This window comes from Pseudoclavibacter sp. RFBI5, from assembly GCF_002931395.1.
Lineage (GTDB): Bacteria > Actinomycetota > Actinomycetes > Actinomycetales > Microbacteriaceae > Pseudoclavibacter.
Genome location: NZ_PSYA01000010.1, coordinates 847,192 through 861,021, shown reverse-complemented (window position 1 = coordinate 861,021; position 13,830 = coordinate 847,192). Strand labels below are relative to the sequence as shown.

The following is a 13,830-nucleotide window of genomic DNA, read 5'->3' as shown; positions in this document are numbered from 1 at the left end:
GCATGACAAACACTGATCGCACCAAGCCAGAAGTCGACTTCCCGGGTGGAGAGGCACCAGCAGAGCTGGTCATCGAGGACATCATCGTGGGCGACGGGGCAGTCGCGGAGCCGTCCTCGACGGTCGACGTGCACTACCTCGGCGTCGAGTTCGAGTCCGGCGAGGAGTTCGACTCCTCGTGGAACCGGGGCGAGTCGGTCAACTTCCCGCTGAAGGCGCTTGTGCGCGGCTGGCAGGAAGGCATCCCGGGCATGCAGGTCGGCGGCCGCCGCAAGCTCGTCCTCCCGCCGCACCTCGCCTACGGCGCCGCTGGCGGAGGGCACCCGCTCTCCGGCAAGACGCTGGTCTTCATCATCGACCTGCTGGGCGTGAGCTGACCCCTCCCGATCTGCTATGCTCTTTCGGTTGCCGTGAAACGGCCGCGGATGAAGAGAGCTCGCACATTGTGTGCCGAGCGCCGCGCAACGAAAGAGAAGGGGGTCTGTCAATGGCACTAAGCGCTGAGGGCAAGAAGGCCATCATCGAAGAGTACGCAACGCACCCGGGTGACACTGGTTCCCCTGAAGTTCAGGTTGCCATCCTCACCACGCGAATCAAGGAGCTCACCGAGCACCTCAAGGAGCACAAGCACGACCACCACTCGCGTCGTGGTCTCCTCCTGCTTGTGGGTCAGCGGCGTCGTCTGCTCGGCTACCTCGCCGACGTCGACATCTCGCGTTACCGTTCGCTCATCGAGCGACTCGGCCTTCGCCGCTAAGCACTTTCTGCGAAGAGCCCCTGCCATCGGCAGGGGCTCTTTTCGCGTGCAGCGGCGCCTGGTCGTCCACATGGGGCCCAGGCGTGGAAGCCCCGGCGCTAGGCTGAGCGACATGGCAGCCCCTCGAACTCCAGCAAAGCCGCACGCAGACGCCAAGGGTCAGACGAAGGCCTCGGAATCGGGCAATGACGCCCGCGTGGAGGCCGGCGCATCGGACTCCACCTCGACGAGTCGCGCTCGGAAGCAGGGCGCAGGCTCTCAGGCCGCGTACCGCCTCAACCGGGCGGGCATCCCGGACATGACCCCGGAGGTGGACGAACTCGCCGAGCTGCGCGACGAGGACCCACTTGGCGAGGCCTGGCGCCACGGCTACCCCTACGACGCCAAGCTGCCGCGCAAGGAGTACGAGAAGCAGAAGCGCGCGCTGCAGATCGAGCTCCTGAAGCTCCAGACCTGGATCAAGGAGACGGGGCAGAAGGTCGTCATCATCTTCGAGGGCCGGGACGCGGCAGGCAAGGGTGGCGCGATCAAGCGCTTCATGGAGCACCTGAACCCCCGCGGTGCTCGCACCGTCGCGCTCGAGAAGCCGACGGAGAAGGAGCAGACGCAATGGTACTTCCAGCGATACGTCGAGCATCTGCCCTCTGGAGGCGAGATCGTCCTGCTGGATCGCTCCTGGTACAACCGTGCGGGCGTCGAGCGCGTCATGGGGTACTGCACCCCGACCGAGTACCTCGAGTTCACGCGTTCCGCTCCCGAGTTCGAGCGCATGCTCGTCAACTCCGGCACGACCATCATCAAATTCTGGTTCTCGGTCGGTCGGGCGGAGCAGCTCGCGCGCTTCGCGGCCCGTCGCGACGATCCGGTGCGCCAGTGGAAGCTGAGCCCGACCGATCTCGCGTCTCTCGACAAGTGGGACGAGTACAGCGAAGCCAAGGAGGCGATGTTCTTCTACACGGACACCGCCGAATCGCCGTGGACGGTGGTCAAGTCGAACGACAAGAAGCGGGCGAGGCTCGAGGCCATGCGCTACGTCCTCTCCCAGTTCGACTACCCCTCGAAGGACGAGAGCATCGCGCACGCTGCTGACAAGAAGATCGTCGGGTCGCCGAGCAAGCTCTACGACGAGGGGGAGAAGCCGACGGGGGAGTTCCCTCTCGTGAAGGAGCTCCCTCGCCCGTCTCGCAAGAAGTAGGGGCGCCCGTGCGGCACTCGCCGCACGGGTTCCAGCTGCTCGTCGCCCTCCGCTGGTAGAGTCAGCAGCGCAATCATTCAAGACACGCGGGGCGGCGAGTAGCTGGTCCTCGGTGGTGGGTTCCTGTCGATGCGCTAGAGGCGCTCATTCGGCAGTGGTCTTCTACTGACGATCAGCCCGGGAAGACCCGGTCGCGCTTGCCCTTCGCGTGCACACACGCAGAAGGAGGAGACCTCTTGGAAGGTCCCGAAATCAAGTTCTCTGAAGTCGTTCTCGACAACGGCAAGCACGGCCAGCGCAAGATTCGCTTCGAGGCAGGGCGTCTCGCCCAGCAGGCGCAGGGCTCTGCCGTCGCCTACCTCGACGACGAGACGATGCTGCTGTCGGCAACGAGCATCTCGAAGAACCCGAAGGAGAACTTCGACTTCTTCCCGCTCACGATCGATGTCGAAGAGCGCAGCTACGCCGCCGGCAAGATCCCCGGATCATTCTTCCGTCGTGAGGGACGCCCGTCGACGGAGGCCATCCTGGTCTGCCGCCTCATCGACCGGCCGCTGCGCCCCTCGTTCGTCAAGGGCCTCCGCAACGAGGTCCAGGTCGTCGTGACGGTGCTCTCGATCGCTCCTGGTGAGTTCTACGACGCCCTCGCGATCAACGCAGCTTCGCTGTCCTCGCAGCTCAGCGGTGTGCCGTTCTCCGGCCCCATCGCCGGTGTCCGCCTCGCGCTCATCGACGGCCAGTGGGTCGCGTTCCCCAAGTTCGAGCAGCTCGCCGACGCCGTCTTCGACCTGACGGTCGCCGGCCGTCTCGTCACGAAGGCCGACGGCACCGAGGACATCGCCATCATGATGGTCGAGGCCGAAGCCACCGAGCACGCGTGGGGCCTCATCCAGGCCGGCGCGCAGAAGCCCGACGAGGCTGTCGTCGCACAGGGCCTCGAGGCTTCCAAGCCGTTCCTCACGCAGCTCGTGAAGGCACAGCAGGAGCTCGCAGACCAGGCCGCGAAGCCCGTCGTCGAGTACCCGGTCTTCCTCCCGTACACGCAGGAGGCCCTCGACGCGGTCACTGCCATCGCGCACGACGGACTCGTCGACGTGTACCAGATCGCCGGCAAGATCGAGCGCCAGGATGCTGACGACGCGCTCAAGGCCAGCGTCAAGGAGCAGATCGCCGCGAAGATCGAAAGCGGAGAGCTCGACGCCTCCGTCGCTGGTCAGGTGTCGGCCGCCTACAAGACCGTCACGAAGGACGTCGTCCGCGGACGCATCCTCCGTGAGGGCAAGCGCATGGACGGTCGCGGCGTCGCCGACATCCGTCAGCTCGATGCAGAGGTCGACGTCGTGCCACGCGTGCACGGATCGGCGATCTTCCAGCGCGGCGAGACGCAGATCCTCGGCGTCACTACGCTGAACATGCTCAAGCTCGAGCAGCAGATCGACTCGCTCTCGCCGATCACGTCGAAGCGCTACCTGCACCACTACAACTTCCCGCCTTACTCGACGGGTGAGACCGGACGCGTCGGCTCGCCGAAGCGTCGCGAGATCGGGCACGGCTTCCTCGCCGAGCGCGCCATCGTCCCGGTTCTCCCGAGCCGCGAGGAGTTCCCCTACGCGATCCGTCAGGTCTCGGAAGCGCTCAGCTCCAACGGCTCCACGTCGATGGGCTCCGTCTGCGCCTCCACCCTGTCGCTGCTCAACGCCGGTGTGCCGCTGCGCGCTCCCGTCGCGGGCATCGCCATGGGTCTCGTGTCCGACGAGGTCGACGGCGAGACGCGCTACGCGGCGCTCACCGACATCCTCGGCGCAGAAGACGCGCTCGGCGACATGGACTTCAAGGTCGCCGGTACCGCGGAGTTCGTCACGGCCATCCAGCTGGACACGAAGCTCGACGGAATCCCGACGTCGGTTCTCGATGGCGCCCTGACGCAGGCTCGCGATGCTCGCATCCAGATCCTCGACAAGGCCATCAACGCCGTCATCGACACGCCGGACGAGCTCGCTGCCACGGCACCGCGCATCATCTCGGTCCGCGTTCCGATCGACAAGATCGGCGAGGTGATCGGGCCAAAGGGCAAGGTCATCAACCAGATCCAGGACGACACCGGAGCCGACATCTCCATCGAGGACGACGGCACCGTGTACATCGGCGCTGTCGACGGTCCGTCCGCCGAGGCCGCTCGTGCAGCAGTCAACGCCATCGCGAACCCGACGAACCCTGAGGTCGGCGAGCAGTACCTGGGAACGGTCGTCAAGATCGCATCCTTCGGTGCCTTCGTCTCCCTGCTCCCGGGCAAGGACGGCCTGCTGCACATCTCCGAGGTGCGCAAGCTCGCCGGTGGCAAGCGCGTCGAGAACGTCGAAGACGTGCTCGGCGTCGGCCAGAAGATCCTCGTCGAGATCACGAAGGTCGACGACCGCGGCAAGCTGTCGCTCGCACCCGTGCTCGAGGAGGCAGCTGCTGAAGAGGGCGTCGCTCTCGAGGCAGGCGCTGAGTAGCTCAGCCCACCTCTCCTCTGAAGGGCCCCGCGCATCCGTGCGCGGGGCCCTTTGGCGTCTCGCGAGGTCTCGAGCCGCTGGGAGTTGTCTCGCGGCTGACGCCGGGACGGTCTACACGCTCTAGGCTTGACTGGTTATGCGCGATGCCATTGAACTGCCACTTGACCTTCCCGAGATCGAAGCACGAGTGTCGAACGGCGGTCTCTTCCGACGTTCGGTGCTGCCGAGCGGGGTGCGCCTCCTGACCGAGGAAGTCGTCGGCGCGGCGAGCACCAGCATCGGCCTGTGGGTGCCGGTCGGCTCCCGGGACGAGCTCCCGCATGAGTACGGTTCCACGCACTTCCTCGAGCATCTGCTCTTCAAGGGCACGCCGACACGGTCCGCCTTCGAGGTATCTGCGGCCTTCGAGCGCGTCGGTGGAGAGGTGAACGCGCAGACCGCGAAGGAGCACACGCTCTACCACGCGAAGGTCCGCGATGCCGACCTCCCCATGGCCGTCGAAGTCCTGAGCGACATGATCACCTCGAGTGTGATCGACGCCGCGGAGTTCGAGATCGAGCGCGGCGTCATCATCGAGGAGCTCGCGATGGCGGACGACGACCCGAACGACGTGGTCTGGGAGCGGTTCTACGAGACGCTCCTCGGTGCGCATCCGCTCGCGAGGCCCATCGGCGGCACGCCTGCCTCGATCAGGGCCGCTGACCGCGACGCCGTGTGGAGCTCGTACCGCCAGCACTACCGTCCGGAGGAGCTCGTCGTGACCATCGCGGGGGCCGTCAACCACGACGTCGTCCGCGAGCAGCTCGAGCGCAACCTCCGGGCCGGCGGGTGGGACCTCGACGCACGCGCCGTCCCCGTCTCCCGCAGGGCCACGACGCTCGAGCCGGGCTCCGCGGTGCCGACAGGACCGCTCTCGGCCATCGAGCGCCCGCTCGAGCAGCTGGCCCTGGTCATCGGTGGCCAGGGAATCACGCAGCTCGACCCGCGCAGGGAGGCATTCGGCCTCATGCATCGGATCTTCGGTGGTGGCATGTCGTCCCGCCTCTTCCAGGAGATCCGCGAGAAGCGCGGGCTCGCCTACTCCGTGTACTCGTTCGGCGGCAGCCACTCCGATGTGGGGGTGACGGGCATGTACGCGGGATGCGCTCCCGACAACGTGCTGGAGACGGTCAGGGTGCTGCGCCAGGAGGCGGAGAAGCTCGTCCAGGACGGGGTCACCGCGACGGAGCTGGCCGACGCGAAGAGCGCGAGTGCCGGCGGCTCCGCTCTCGCGATCGAGGACGCCGACACTCGCATGTCTCGCCTCGGGCGCGCGGAGATCCACACGGGTCGCTTCTACGACCTCGAGGCGGCGCTCTCGCGGGTCGAAGCCGTGTCGCTCGACGAGGTGCAGTCCGTCGCGGCCGACATGTTCAGTGGGGAGCTCGTCGCGTCTGCGGTCGGTAAGCTCTCCTCGGAAGCAAGGACCGAACTGGAGCGCCGCTGATGTCGCACTACCTCTACCTCGTCAGGCATGGCGAGCAGGAGAACGCCGAGCACGGAATCACCGACGGCCCGCTGTCGGAGCGTGGTCGGGCCCAGGCTCATCTGATCGGCCGCAGACTCGCGGGCGTCCCGCTCAGCGAGTCCTACACGTCGCCGCTGGATCGCGCTGTCGAGACGAGCGCGGTGATCGACCAGTACACGAGCGGTCCCGCCGCGCTCGAGTCGACGCTGCTGTTCGACTGCATCCCCACGGGGCAGGACGGTGCGCCGTCGACGTACGACAGCTTCTTCGGCGGCATCGGTGACGAGGTCGTCGACGCCGGCATGGCGCAGATGAACGACGCGTACGACACGTTCTTCAGCAAGAGCCGCGACGACCGCCACACCCTGCTCGTGACCCACAACTTCGTGATCGGCGAATTCGTGCGCCGGGTGCTCGACGCCCCAGACTGGCGCTGGCTCGGCCTCAACTCGGTGAACACCGGTCTCACGGTGGTCCGGGTGCGGACCAGGAAGCCGGCTGAGCTGCTGCTCTTCAACGACCTGTCGCACCTGACGCCGGAACTGCGCACGGGAGTCAGCACCTCGATCGCCGTCTGAGGTCGTCGGGCCTGCCGCCGAGAGCCTCCCGCGTCGTCTGCTCGGCCTGCCGATGGCCGTACGCTTGTGGGCATGGAAACAAAGGTCGCCGTGCTGGGCGCTTCTGGCCGCATGGGAACACTGATCGCACGGATCCTCGAGACGACCGATGGGCTCCGTCTCCATGCGGGGCTGACGAGTTCTTCTTCACTCGATGAGATGCTCGGCGCCGACGTGCTCATCGACGTCTCGCGGCTCGAGGCATCGGAGGCGGCGGTGCCCTTCGCCCTCGAGCATGGCATCGACGTCGTCGTCGGCACGAGCGGCTGGGACGAGCAGCGGATCGCCGGCGTCTCTGGCCTCGTGCCTCCGGAGCGTGCGGTCGTCTTCGTCCCGAACTTCTCTCTGGGCTCGGTGCTCGGCACCGCGCTTGCGAGCGTCGCGGGGCGCTTCTTCGAATCGATCGAGATCGTCGAAGCGCACCATGACAAGAAGGTGGATTCGCCGTCAGGGACTGCTGTACGGACCGCGGAGCGCATCGCGACCTCGAGGGAACGGCCACTCTCCGCTCCGAACAGCGAGCAGGACGCTCGGGGGCAACTCGTCTCGGGCGTGCCCATCCACAGTCTGCGGTTGCGCGGAGTCGTGGCGGATCAGCAGGTGATCTTCGGGGGAGAGGGTGAAGTGCTGACGATTCGCCACGAGACGATCTCGCAGGAGGCCTACGTGCATGGCATCAAGCTCGCCATCACGCATGCGGTCGAGACGCGGGGCACGACAGTCGGGCTCGACGGCGTGCTCGGCCTCGACGGACTGTCGGGTCGCTCGTGAAGAGCAACCTGGCCACGAAGCTCGGCGTCGCCGCCGTGACCCTGCTCCTGCTGCTCTACATCGTCTTCGTCTCGGGAATGGCGGTCTCACTGTTCGCGGGCGATATCGTCGCCAAGGTGATGGGTGCCGCACTCATCGTGTTCCCGGTCCTCGCGGTCGTCTTCGTGGCCCGTGAGCTGCTCTTCGGGATGCAGACGGAACGACTGCTCGGACGTATGGCGGACGCCGGCGAGCTGCCGGAGGACGACCTGCCCAAGCGACCGAGCGGACGCGTCGTCCGTGAGGCGGCCGACGAGGACTTTCCGAGGTGGAAGTCCGAGGTCGAGGCCGCTCCTGAAGACTGGAGGACGTGGATGCGCCTCGGTCTTGCGTACTCGGCCTCGGGGGACCGAAAGCGAGCCAGGGCTTCTCTGCGCGAGGGCATCCGCCTCGAGAAGGCCGCTCGCGCCAGGGCGTGAGCGGCCCGGCTCGAAGCGTCAGACTCCGGCGCCAGGCTCTGGCTCGAACTCCGGCGACTTGAGGGCCAGCTCGACGGCCTGACCCGCGGTGCGATCCTTGAAGGTGAAGCCCGCGTCGAGCAGGCGCTTCGGGCGGATCTGCTGGTCGGCGAGGAACAGCTCACGGCCCGCCTTCTGGAGGGTGAGGTCGATGAGCGTCGATGGCGCCTTGAGCTTGTAGGGGCGCCCGAGCTCGTCGGCCAGCTGCTGCTGGATCTCGTCGGCGGTCGCGGGTGTGGGGCCGACCAGGTTGTAGGGCCCCTGCGCGTCGTCGGACTCGAGCAGGAAGCGGAGCGCGCGCACTTCGTCGCGCAGGCTCACCCACGGCCAGTGCTGCGTGCCGTCACCCAGCTGCGAGAGCAACCCGACGCTCGCCAGGGTCTTCAGGACGGTCAGGACACCGCCGCGCCCCAGGACGAGACCGGTGCGGGCGAGGACGACCCTGGTGCCGTCCGGGGCTGTCTGAGCCGCGCGCTCCCAGCGGTCGACGACACGCGGGAGGAACTCGTCGGTCTCGGGCAGTGCCGAGTCCTCGTCGAGTACCTGCCCCGGCCGGTCGCCGTACGCGCCCGACGCGGAACCGTTGATGAGGAGCGCCGGGGGCGTGGAGGAGGCCGCCATGGCACCGGTGATCGTGAGCGTCGCGTTGACGCGGGAGCGAAGGATCTCCTTCTTCACGTTGTAGGTCCACGGCAGCTTGCTGAGCGGTGACCCGGAGAGGTTCACGACTGCATCCACGCCGTCGAGGACCCTCGCGTCCAGGGTTCGCTGGGCGGGGTTCCACCGGAACTCGCTGGCGTCCTTCGGGTCGCGCCTGACGAGCCGCGTGACGCGGTGGCCGTGCGCGTGCAGTTCCTCGATGAGACGGTGGCCGATCATTCCGGATGCGCCGGAGACGAGAACGTGCTTTGGGGAGGTCGCCTGAGTGCTCATGACCTCGAAGGTAGTCGTGTCAGTTGGGCGCGAGCGCAACGCGGGGCCGTGCTCGGCTGATCGCGCGCCTGATTGCGCCTAGGCTGTGCGGGTGCATCACGTGAACCTCGCCCCGAACACGGCCCAGCCGAACGGCCATCTTGGCGCCTAGCGCGCTGCCGCTCGGCGAGCCGGTGCCGCCGGGCGGAGAGCTCCCCGGCCAGGCACTGGTCGGCGCCGAGTCACGAGACTTCGGCGTCTACATCCACGTGCCCTTCTGCCGCGTGCGGTGCGGCTACTGCGACTTCAACACCTACACGGCGGAGGAACTCGGAGGCGTCTCGCGTTCCAGCTATGCCGGCGAGGTGGAGAAGGAGATGGTGATCGCCGAGCGGGTGCTGAGCGGTGCCCCTCGCGAGGTATCCACCGTCTTCTTCGGTGGCGGAACGCCGACTCTCCTGCCCGTCAGCGACCTTGCGGCGATGCTCGAGGGAGTGCGCAGTCGCTGGGGCCTCGCCCCAGACGCGGAGGTCACCGTCGAGGCGAACCCCGACTCGGTCGGCGAGCGTGAGCTCGCCGAGCTCCGGGCTGCTGGCGTGACCCGAGTCAGCTTCGGGATGCAGTCCGCCGTCCCGCACGTCCTCAGCGTCCTCGAGCGCACCCACGATCCGGCACGCATCCCTATCGTGGTCGCCGCAGCGAAGCGAGTCGGGCTCGAGCCGAGCCTCGACCTGATCTACGGCACTCCCGGCGAGTCCATCGACGACTGGCGCCGATCGCTCGACATGGCGCTGGCGCAGGAGCCGCTGCACGTGAGCGCGTATGCGCTCATCATCGAGGAGGGCACGAAGCTGGCCAGGCAGATCCGCCGCGGCGAGGTGCCCGCTGTGGACGACGACCTGCAGGCCGACATGTACGAGCTCGCAGAGGAGCGACTCTCAGCGGCCGGGTTCGAGTGGTACGAGGTCAGCAACTGGTCGCTCGACGGCAAGCATGCGTCTCGCCACAACCTCTCCTACTGGCGAGATGCGGACTGGTGGGGATTCGGGCCAGGCGCGCACAGCCACGTGGGTGGCGTGCGCTGGTGGAACGCCAAGCATCCGAGCGCCTACGCATCGAGGCTTGCTGAGGGCATCACCCCGGCCATGGGGCGCGAAGTGCTCGACGAGGAGACGAAGCGCTTCGAGCGGATCATGCTCGGCTCGCGTCTGCGGGAGGGCCTCGCGATCTCCGAGCTGGACGACTCCAGCGTCGTCGCCGAGCTCATCGCCGAGTCGCTCGTCGACGGGAGGGCCGCGCTGAAGGGCAGGCTCGTCCCGACGCTCCGCGGGCGGCTCATGGCAGACGCGATCGTGCGCCGAATCGCCGCCTGAGCCGGCTCAGCTCACGAACCGGAAGGTGACCGGGTACCGGTAGGGGAGACCCTTGTTCGCCTGGACCGCGCCGAGAATGGCGTAGACGACGACGGCAACCCAGAGCATCGGGTAGAGGAGCGGGACGATCAGCGCCAGCGGGCCGCCGATCAGCGAGAGCAGCGAGATGACGCCGATGCCGAGGTAGACGATCGCAACGGTGATGCCGAAGTTGAGCGCCTCGCGGCCCTCGCTGTCGGCGAGAGGCCCCCTCCGCCGCGTGACGAGCCAGAGGATGAGCGGCCCGACGGCCGGGGCGACGATGTTGAGCAGGTGATCGAAGGTTCCGACGAGGCGGTCGCCGTCTCGGGTCAGGGGCGGTTCTGTCCCATTCTGCGGGCCCGACTGCTGGTACTGCCCGCCCTGCGGGTGCCCGTAGGGAGCCTGCTGTCCGTACGGGACCTGCTGACCGTGGGGAGCCTGCTGCCCGTACGGTGGCTGCTGCCCGTAGGGTCCCGGCCGGTCGTATGGCGGCTGCCGAGGCTGATCCTGGTGTCCTGGCGGCGGGGTCGGTGCGTTCTGATCTGACACGGGGTTCCTCTCGTCGGTTTCGCCCACGCTACTGCGCGTGCCCTCCGAGGGCCTGGCATCCTGCTGGTGGCGTGAGCGGAAAGCGGTAGGATTGGCAGTCTCAGGTTCGGAGTGCCAGTCCGACTCGCAGCAGCTCGTCGAGGGAGGAGCATCGTGGTTTCAGACAGAAGCATGCAGGTGCTCCGCGTCATCGTCACCGACTACGTCACGAGTCGTGAGCCGGTGGGCTCCAAGTCGATCGCAGACCGTCACGATTTCGGCGTCTCCGCGGCCACCATCCGCAACGACATGGCACAGCTCGAAGACGCCGAGCTCATCGTGGCCCCGCACACGTCCTCCGGGCGCATCCCGACCGACAAGGGCTACCGACTCTTCGTCGACCGGCTCGCCGAGTTCAGGCCGCTCTCCGGGGCGCAGCGTCGGGCGATCGAGACGTTCATCGAGGGCAGCGACGACGTCGACGAGGTGCTCGGACGGTCGGTGCGACTGCTGGCGCAGCTCACCAACTCCGTCGCGATCGCGCAGTACCCCTCGCTCGCGAACGCCGCCATCCAGCACGTCGAGTTCGTCCTGCTGTCGAGCATGCGCGTCCTCACGGTCCTCATCACCGACTCGGGCCGCGTCGAGCAGCGCATCGGGCATCTGCGTGCCGAGGTGAGCGTCGAGCAGCTGCATGTGCTCCGGGACCGGCTGGCCGGCCGCCTCGTCGGGAAGACGGTCGCGCGCGCTTCCACGGAGCTCAGGGATGTCAGCGGCATCATGGGGGAGCGAGACGCGGAGCTCTTCGCTCCCGTCATCGCCAACCTGCTCGAGCTCGTCCTGGCGCACCGCCAGGAGCGCCTCGTCATGGCGGGCACCGCGAACCTCGCCCGGACCGAACGTGACTTCCCCTCGAGCATCCTGCCTGTCCTCGAGGCCATCGAGGAGCAGGTGGTCCTCCTGCGGCTGCTCGACGAGCTCCACTCCAGCCCCGAGGCCTACTCGGTCAGCATCGGCCAGGAGAACGTCGACCTGGGCCTCGGCGAGACGGCTATCTTGACGAGCGGCTACCGCAGCTCCGGGAGCGACGCGCGTCTCGGCGTCGTCGGGCCGACGAGAATGGACTACCCGAGGAATATCCAGGCCGTTCGAGTGGTTGCGAGTTACCTGTCACGGGTGCTCGACGAGCAGCACTCGGACGACTGACCCACACCGCCAGATCACTCGGCGGATGCACCCGGCGCCTGACAACGCAGGCGTGACACACACAGATGCAAAGAAGGAGTCGCCACTCTTGGCAGACCACTACGACGTGCTCGGCGTGAGCCGTGAGGCGTCCCAGGACGAGATCAAGAAGGCCTACCGCAAGCTGGCACGCCAGCTGCACCCGGACGTCAACCCGTCCGAAGATGCCGCGGAGCGCTTCAAGTCCGTCACGCACGCCTACGACACGCTCATCGACCCCGAGCGGCGCCGGCAGTACGACCAGGGCGGCCCAGATGGGCAGTCCTTCGGTGGCTTCGGCGACATCTTCGAGACCTTCTTCGGCCAGCAGGGCTCCCGCGGACCCCGCTCGCGCGCGGAACGCGGCCAGGACGCGCTCGTGCGCGTCGAACTCGACCTCGACGAGGTCATGTTCGGCACGCACCGGGACCTCGAGGTCACGACGGCGATCGCCTGCGAGAACTGCCAGGGCACCTGCTGCGCGCCAGGGACCTCGCCGACGACGTGCTCGGCATGCGGTGGGGCCGGGTCCGTGCAGCGACAGGTGCGCTCCATCCTCGGCATGGTCGTCACGAACCAGCCGTGCGCGCAGTGCCGCGGCTACGGCACGGTCATCGAGCACCCGTGCGACACGTGCCACGGCCAGGGGCGCGTCCGATCGAACGTGAGCATCCCGGTCGACATCCCGTCCGGTGTGGACTCCGGGCTGCGCATCCACCTTCCCGGTCGGGGCGAAGCCGGACCAGCAGGGGGAGCGAACGGTGACCTCTACCTCGAGATCCGCGTGCGCCCGCACGAGGTCTTCTCGCGAGACGGCGATGACCTCCAGTGCGTCGTCGAGGTGTCGATGGCCGACGCGATCCTGGGTACCTCGACCACGGTCGGTGCGCTCGACGGCGACGTCGACCTGCAGATCCCCGCGGGCGTGCAGTCGGGTGAGGTGCTGACCGTTCGAGGTCGGGGCATCACGCGGCTTCGCTCGACGCATCGCGGCGACCTCGACATCGCCGTCCAGGTCGTGACCCCGGCGAAGCTCGACGGCAGGTCGCGCAAGCTGATCGAGGAGTTCGCTGCCCGTCATCGCCACGAGGCCCCTCGCCTCGCGCGGGAGAAGCAGGGGATGTTCTCGAAGCTCCGCGACCGTTTCGGTCGCTGACGTGGCGTGGCTCTACCTCGTCGAGGACCTCGACGAGGCGCTGCGCGTCGGCGGCGTCGTCGAGGTGCGCGGCGCGGAAGCCAAGCACATGGCGGTCGCTCGGATGCGAGTGGGCGAACGTGTGCAGCTCGGCGACGGGCGCGGCTTCGTCGTCGACGGCGAGCTCGCTCTGACTGAGCGCGACCGCGCACTCGTCACGGTCCTCGCCGCGCGGCGAGTGGCGCAGTCGGCTCCGCGTGTCACGGTTGTCCAGGCACTCGCGAAGGGCGGGCGAGACGACCTCGCCGTGCAGGTCGCGACGGAGCTCGGAGCCGCGGCGTTCGTGCCATGGCAGGCGAAGCGCAGCGTGAGCCGCTGGGACCAGAAGGCCGAGAAGGGCCGTGAGCGGTGGGCATCCATCGCCAGGGAGGCCAGCAAGCAGAGCCTCGCCGCGTGGGTCCCGGATGTGGCCCCGCTGCACTCGACGGGTGAGGTCGCAACGCTCGCCGGTCACGCGCCGATGCTGGTCCTCGACCCGCTCGGCGACACCTCGCTGCGCCAGGCCCTCGTCGAGCAGGTCCCGGCAGGCGCTTCCGGGCTGACGCTCGTCGTCGGGCCAGAGGGCGGCATCGACGAGAGCGAATTCGAGGCCTTCGAGGCTGCCGGCGCCAGGCGCGTGCACCTCGGCGCTGGCGTTCTTCGAACCTCGAGTGCGGCTCCCGCCGCGATCGCGGCGATCCTGGCGCTGAGCGGCACGTGGGACTCTCGGTCCCGCGCGAGTGCCGAGTCGTAGGCTGG

General features: G+C 67.9%; 14 protein-coding genes. 12 read left to right on the top strand and 2 right to left on the bottom strand.

What is annotated here, in order from left to right; translation table 11 throughout:
- The first annotated feature begins 2 nt into the window (after nt 1–2).
- From C5E06_RS10945 to C5E06_RS10910, 8 genes are all read left to right on the top strand, one after another.
- Complete coding sequence (locus C5E06_RS10945; protein ID WP_068480291.1) at nt 3–377, top strand: FKBP-type peptidyl-prolyl cis-trans isomerase; 375 nt, start codon at nt 3–5, stop codon at nt 375–377.
- A 110-nt stretch (nt 378–487) separates the two neighbouring features.
- Complete coding sequence (gene rpsO, locus C5E06_RS10940) at nt 488–757, top strand: 30S ribosomal protein S15 (protein ID WP_104241461.1); 270 nt, start codon at nt 488–490, stop codon at nt 755–757.
- Between the two features lie 112 nt (nt 758–869).
- Nucleotides 870–1,952 (top strand): polyphosphate kinase 2, encoded by a 1,083-nt coding sequence (gene ppk2 / locus C5E06_RS10935; RefSeq protein ID WP_104306879.1) that lies wholly within the window; start codon nt 870–872, stop codon nt 1,950–1,952.
- Between the two features lie 236 nt (nt 1,953–2,188).
- Nucleotides 2,189–4,447, top strand: coding sequence for a polyribonucleotide nucleotidyltransferase (locus tag C5E06_RS10930; protein WP_104241459.1), 2,259 nt, complete (start codon nt 2,189–2,191; stop codon nt 4,445–4,447).
- A 136-nt stretch (nt 4,448–4,583) separates the two neighbouring features.
- Nucleotides 4,584–5,933 carry a pitrilysin family protein gene (locus C5E06_RS10925; RefSeq protein WP_104241458.1) on the top strand — a complete coding sequence of 450 codons (1,350 nt, stop codon included), beginning with the start codon at nt 4,584–4,586 and terminating at the stop codon, nt 5,931–5,933.
- The gene (locus C5E06_RS10920; RefSeq protein WP_104306878.1) at nt 5,933–6,532 is read left to right on the top strand and encodes a histidine phosphatase family protein; all 600 of its coding nucleotides are present in this window, start codon (nt 5,933–5,935) and stop codon (nt 6,530–6,532) included. The genes C5E06_RS10925 and C5E06_RS10920 overlap by 1 nt, the downstream gene beginning before the upstream one ends.
- 72 nt (nt 6,533–6,604) lie before the next feature.
- Nucleotides 6,605–7,342, top strand: coding sequence for a 4-hydroxy-tetrahydrodipicolinate reductase (gene dapB, locus C5E06_RS10915; protein ID WP_104306877.1), 738 nt, complete (start codon nt 6,605–6,607; stop codon nt 7,340–7,342).
- The gene (locus C5E06_RS10910; protein WP_258063132.1) at nt 7,339–7,800 is read left to right on the top strand and encodes a hypothetical protein; all 462 of its coding nucleotides are present in this window, start codon (nt 7,339–7,341) and stop codon (nt 7,798–7,800) included. The genes dapB and C5E06_RS10910 overlap by 4 nt, the downstream gene beginning before the upstream one ends.
- Before the next feature lie 18 nt (nt 7,801–7,818).
- Here the strand turns inward: C5E06_RS10910 and C5E06_RS10905 are convergent, their stop codons facing one another.
- A complete protein-coding gene (locus C5E06_RS10905) occupies nt 7,819–8,772 on the bottom strand; it encodes a TIGR01777 family oxidoreductase (protein WP_104298648.1) in 954 nt (317 codons plus the stop codon).
- 140 nt (nt 8,773–8,912) lie between these two features.
- Between C5E06_RS10905 and hemW the strand changes: the two genes are divergently transcribed.
- Nucleotides 8,913–10,124 carry a radical SAM family heme chaperone HemW gene (gene hemW, locus C5E06_RS10900; RefSeq protein ID WP_104306876.1) on the top strand — a complete coding sequence of 404 codons (1,212 nt, stop codon included), beginning with the start codon at nt 8,913–8,915 and terminating at the stop codon, nt 10,122–10,124.
- A 6-nt stretch (nt 10,125–10,130) separates the two neighbouring features.
- On the opposite strand, the gene C5E06_RS10895 is transcribed toward hemW, so the two are convergent.
- A complete protein-coding gene (locus C5E06_RS10895) occupies nt 10,131–10,694 on the bottom strand; it encodes a DUF4870 domain-containing protein (RefSeq protein WP_146081369.1) in 564 nt (187 codons plus the stop codon).
- Nucleotides 10,695–10,847: 153 nt separating this feature from the next.
- Here C5E06_RS10895 and hrcA point away from each other — a divergent pair, with 153 nt between their 5' ends.
- From hrcA to C5E06_RS10880, 3 genes are all read left to right on the top strand, one after another.
- A complete protein-coding gene (hrcA, locus tag C5E06_RS10890) occupies nt 10,848–11,879 on the top strand; it encodes a heat-inducible transcriptional repressor HrcA (protein WP_104241452.1) in 1,032 nt (343 codons plus the stop codon).
- Between the two features lie 88 nt (nt 11,880–11,967).
- Nucleotides 11,968–13,053, top strand: coding sequence for a molecular chaperone DnaJ (gene dnaJ, locus C5E06_RS10885; RefSeq protein WP_104241451.1), 1,086 nt, complete (start codon nt 11,968–11,970; stop codon nt 13,051–13,053).
- A gap of 1 nt (nt 13,054) precedes the next feature.
- Nucleotides 13,055–13,825, top strand: a complete 771-nt coding sequence (locus C5E06_RS10880; RefSeq protein WP_104241450.1) for a 16S rRNA (uracil(1498)-N(3))-methyltransferase — start codon at nt 13,055–13,057, stop codon at nt 13,823–13,825.
- The last annotated feature ends 5 nt before the right edge of the window (nt 13,826–13,830 follow it).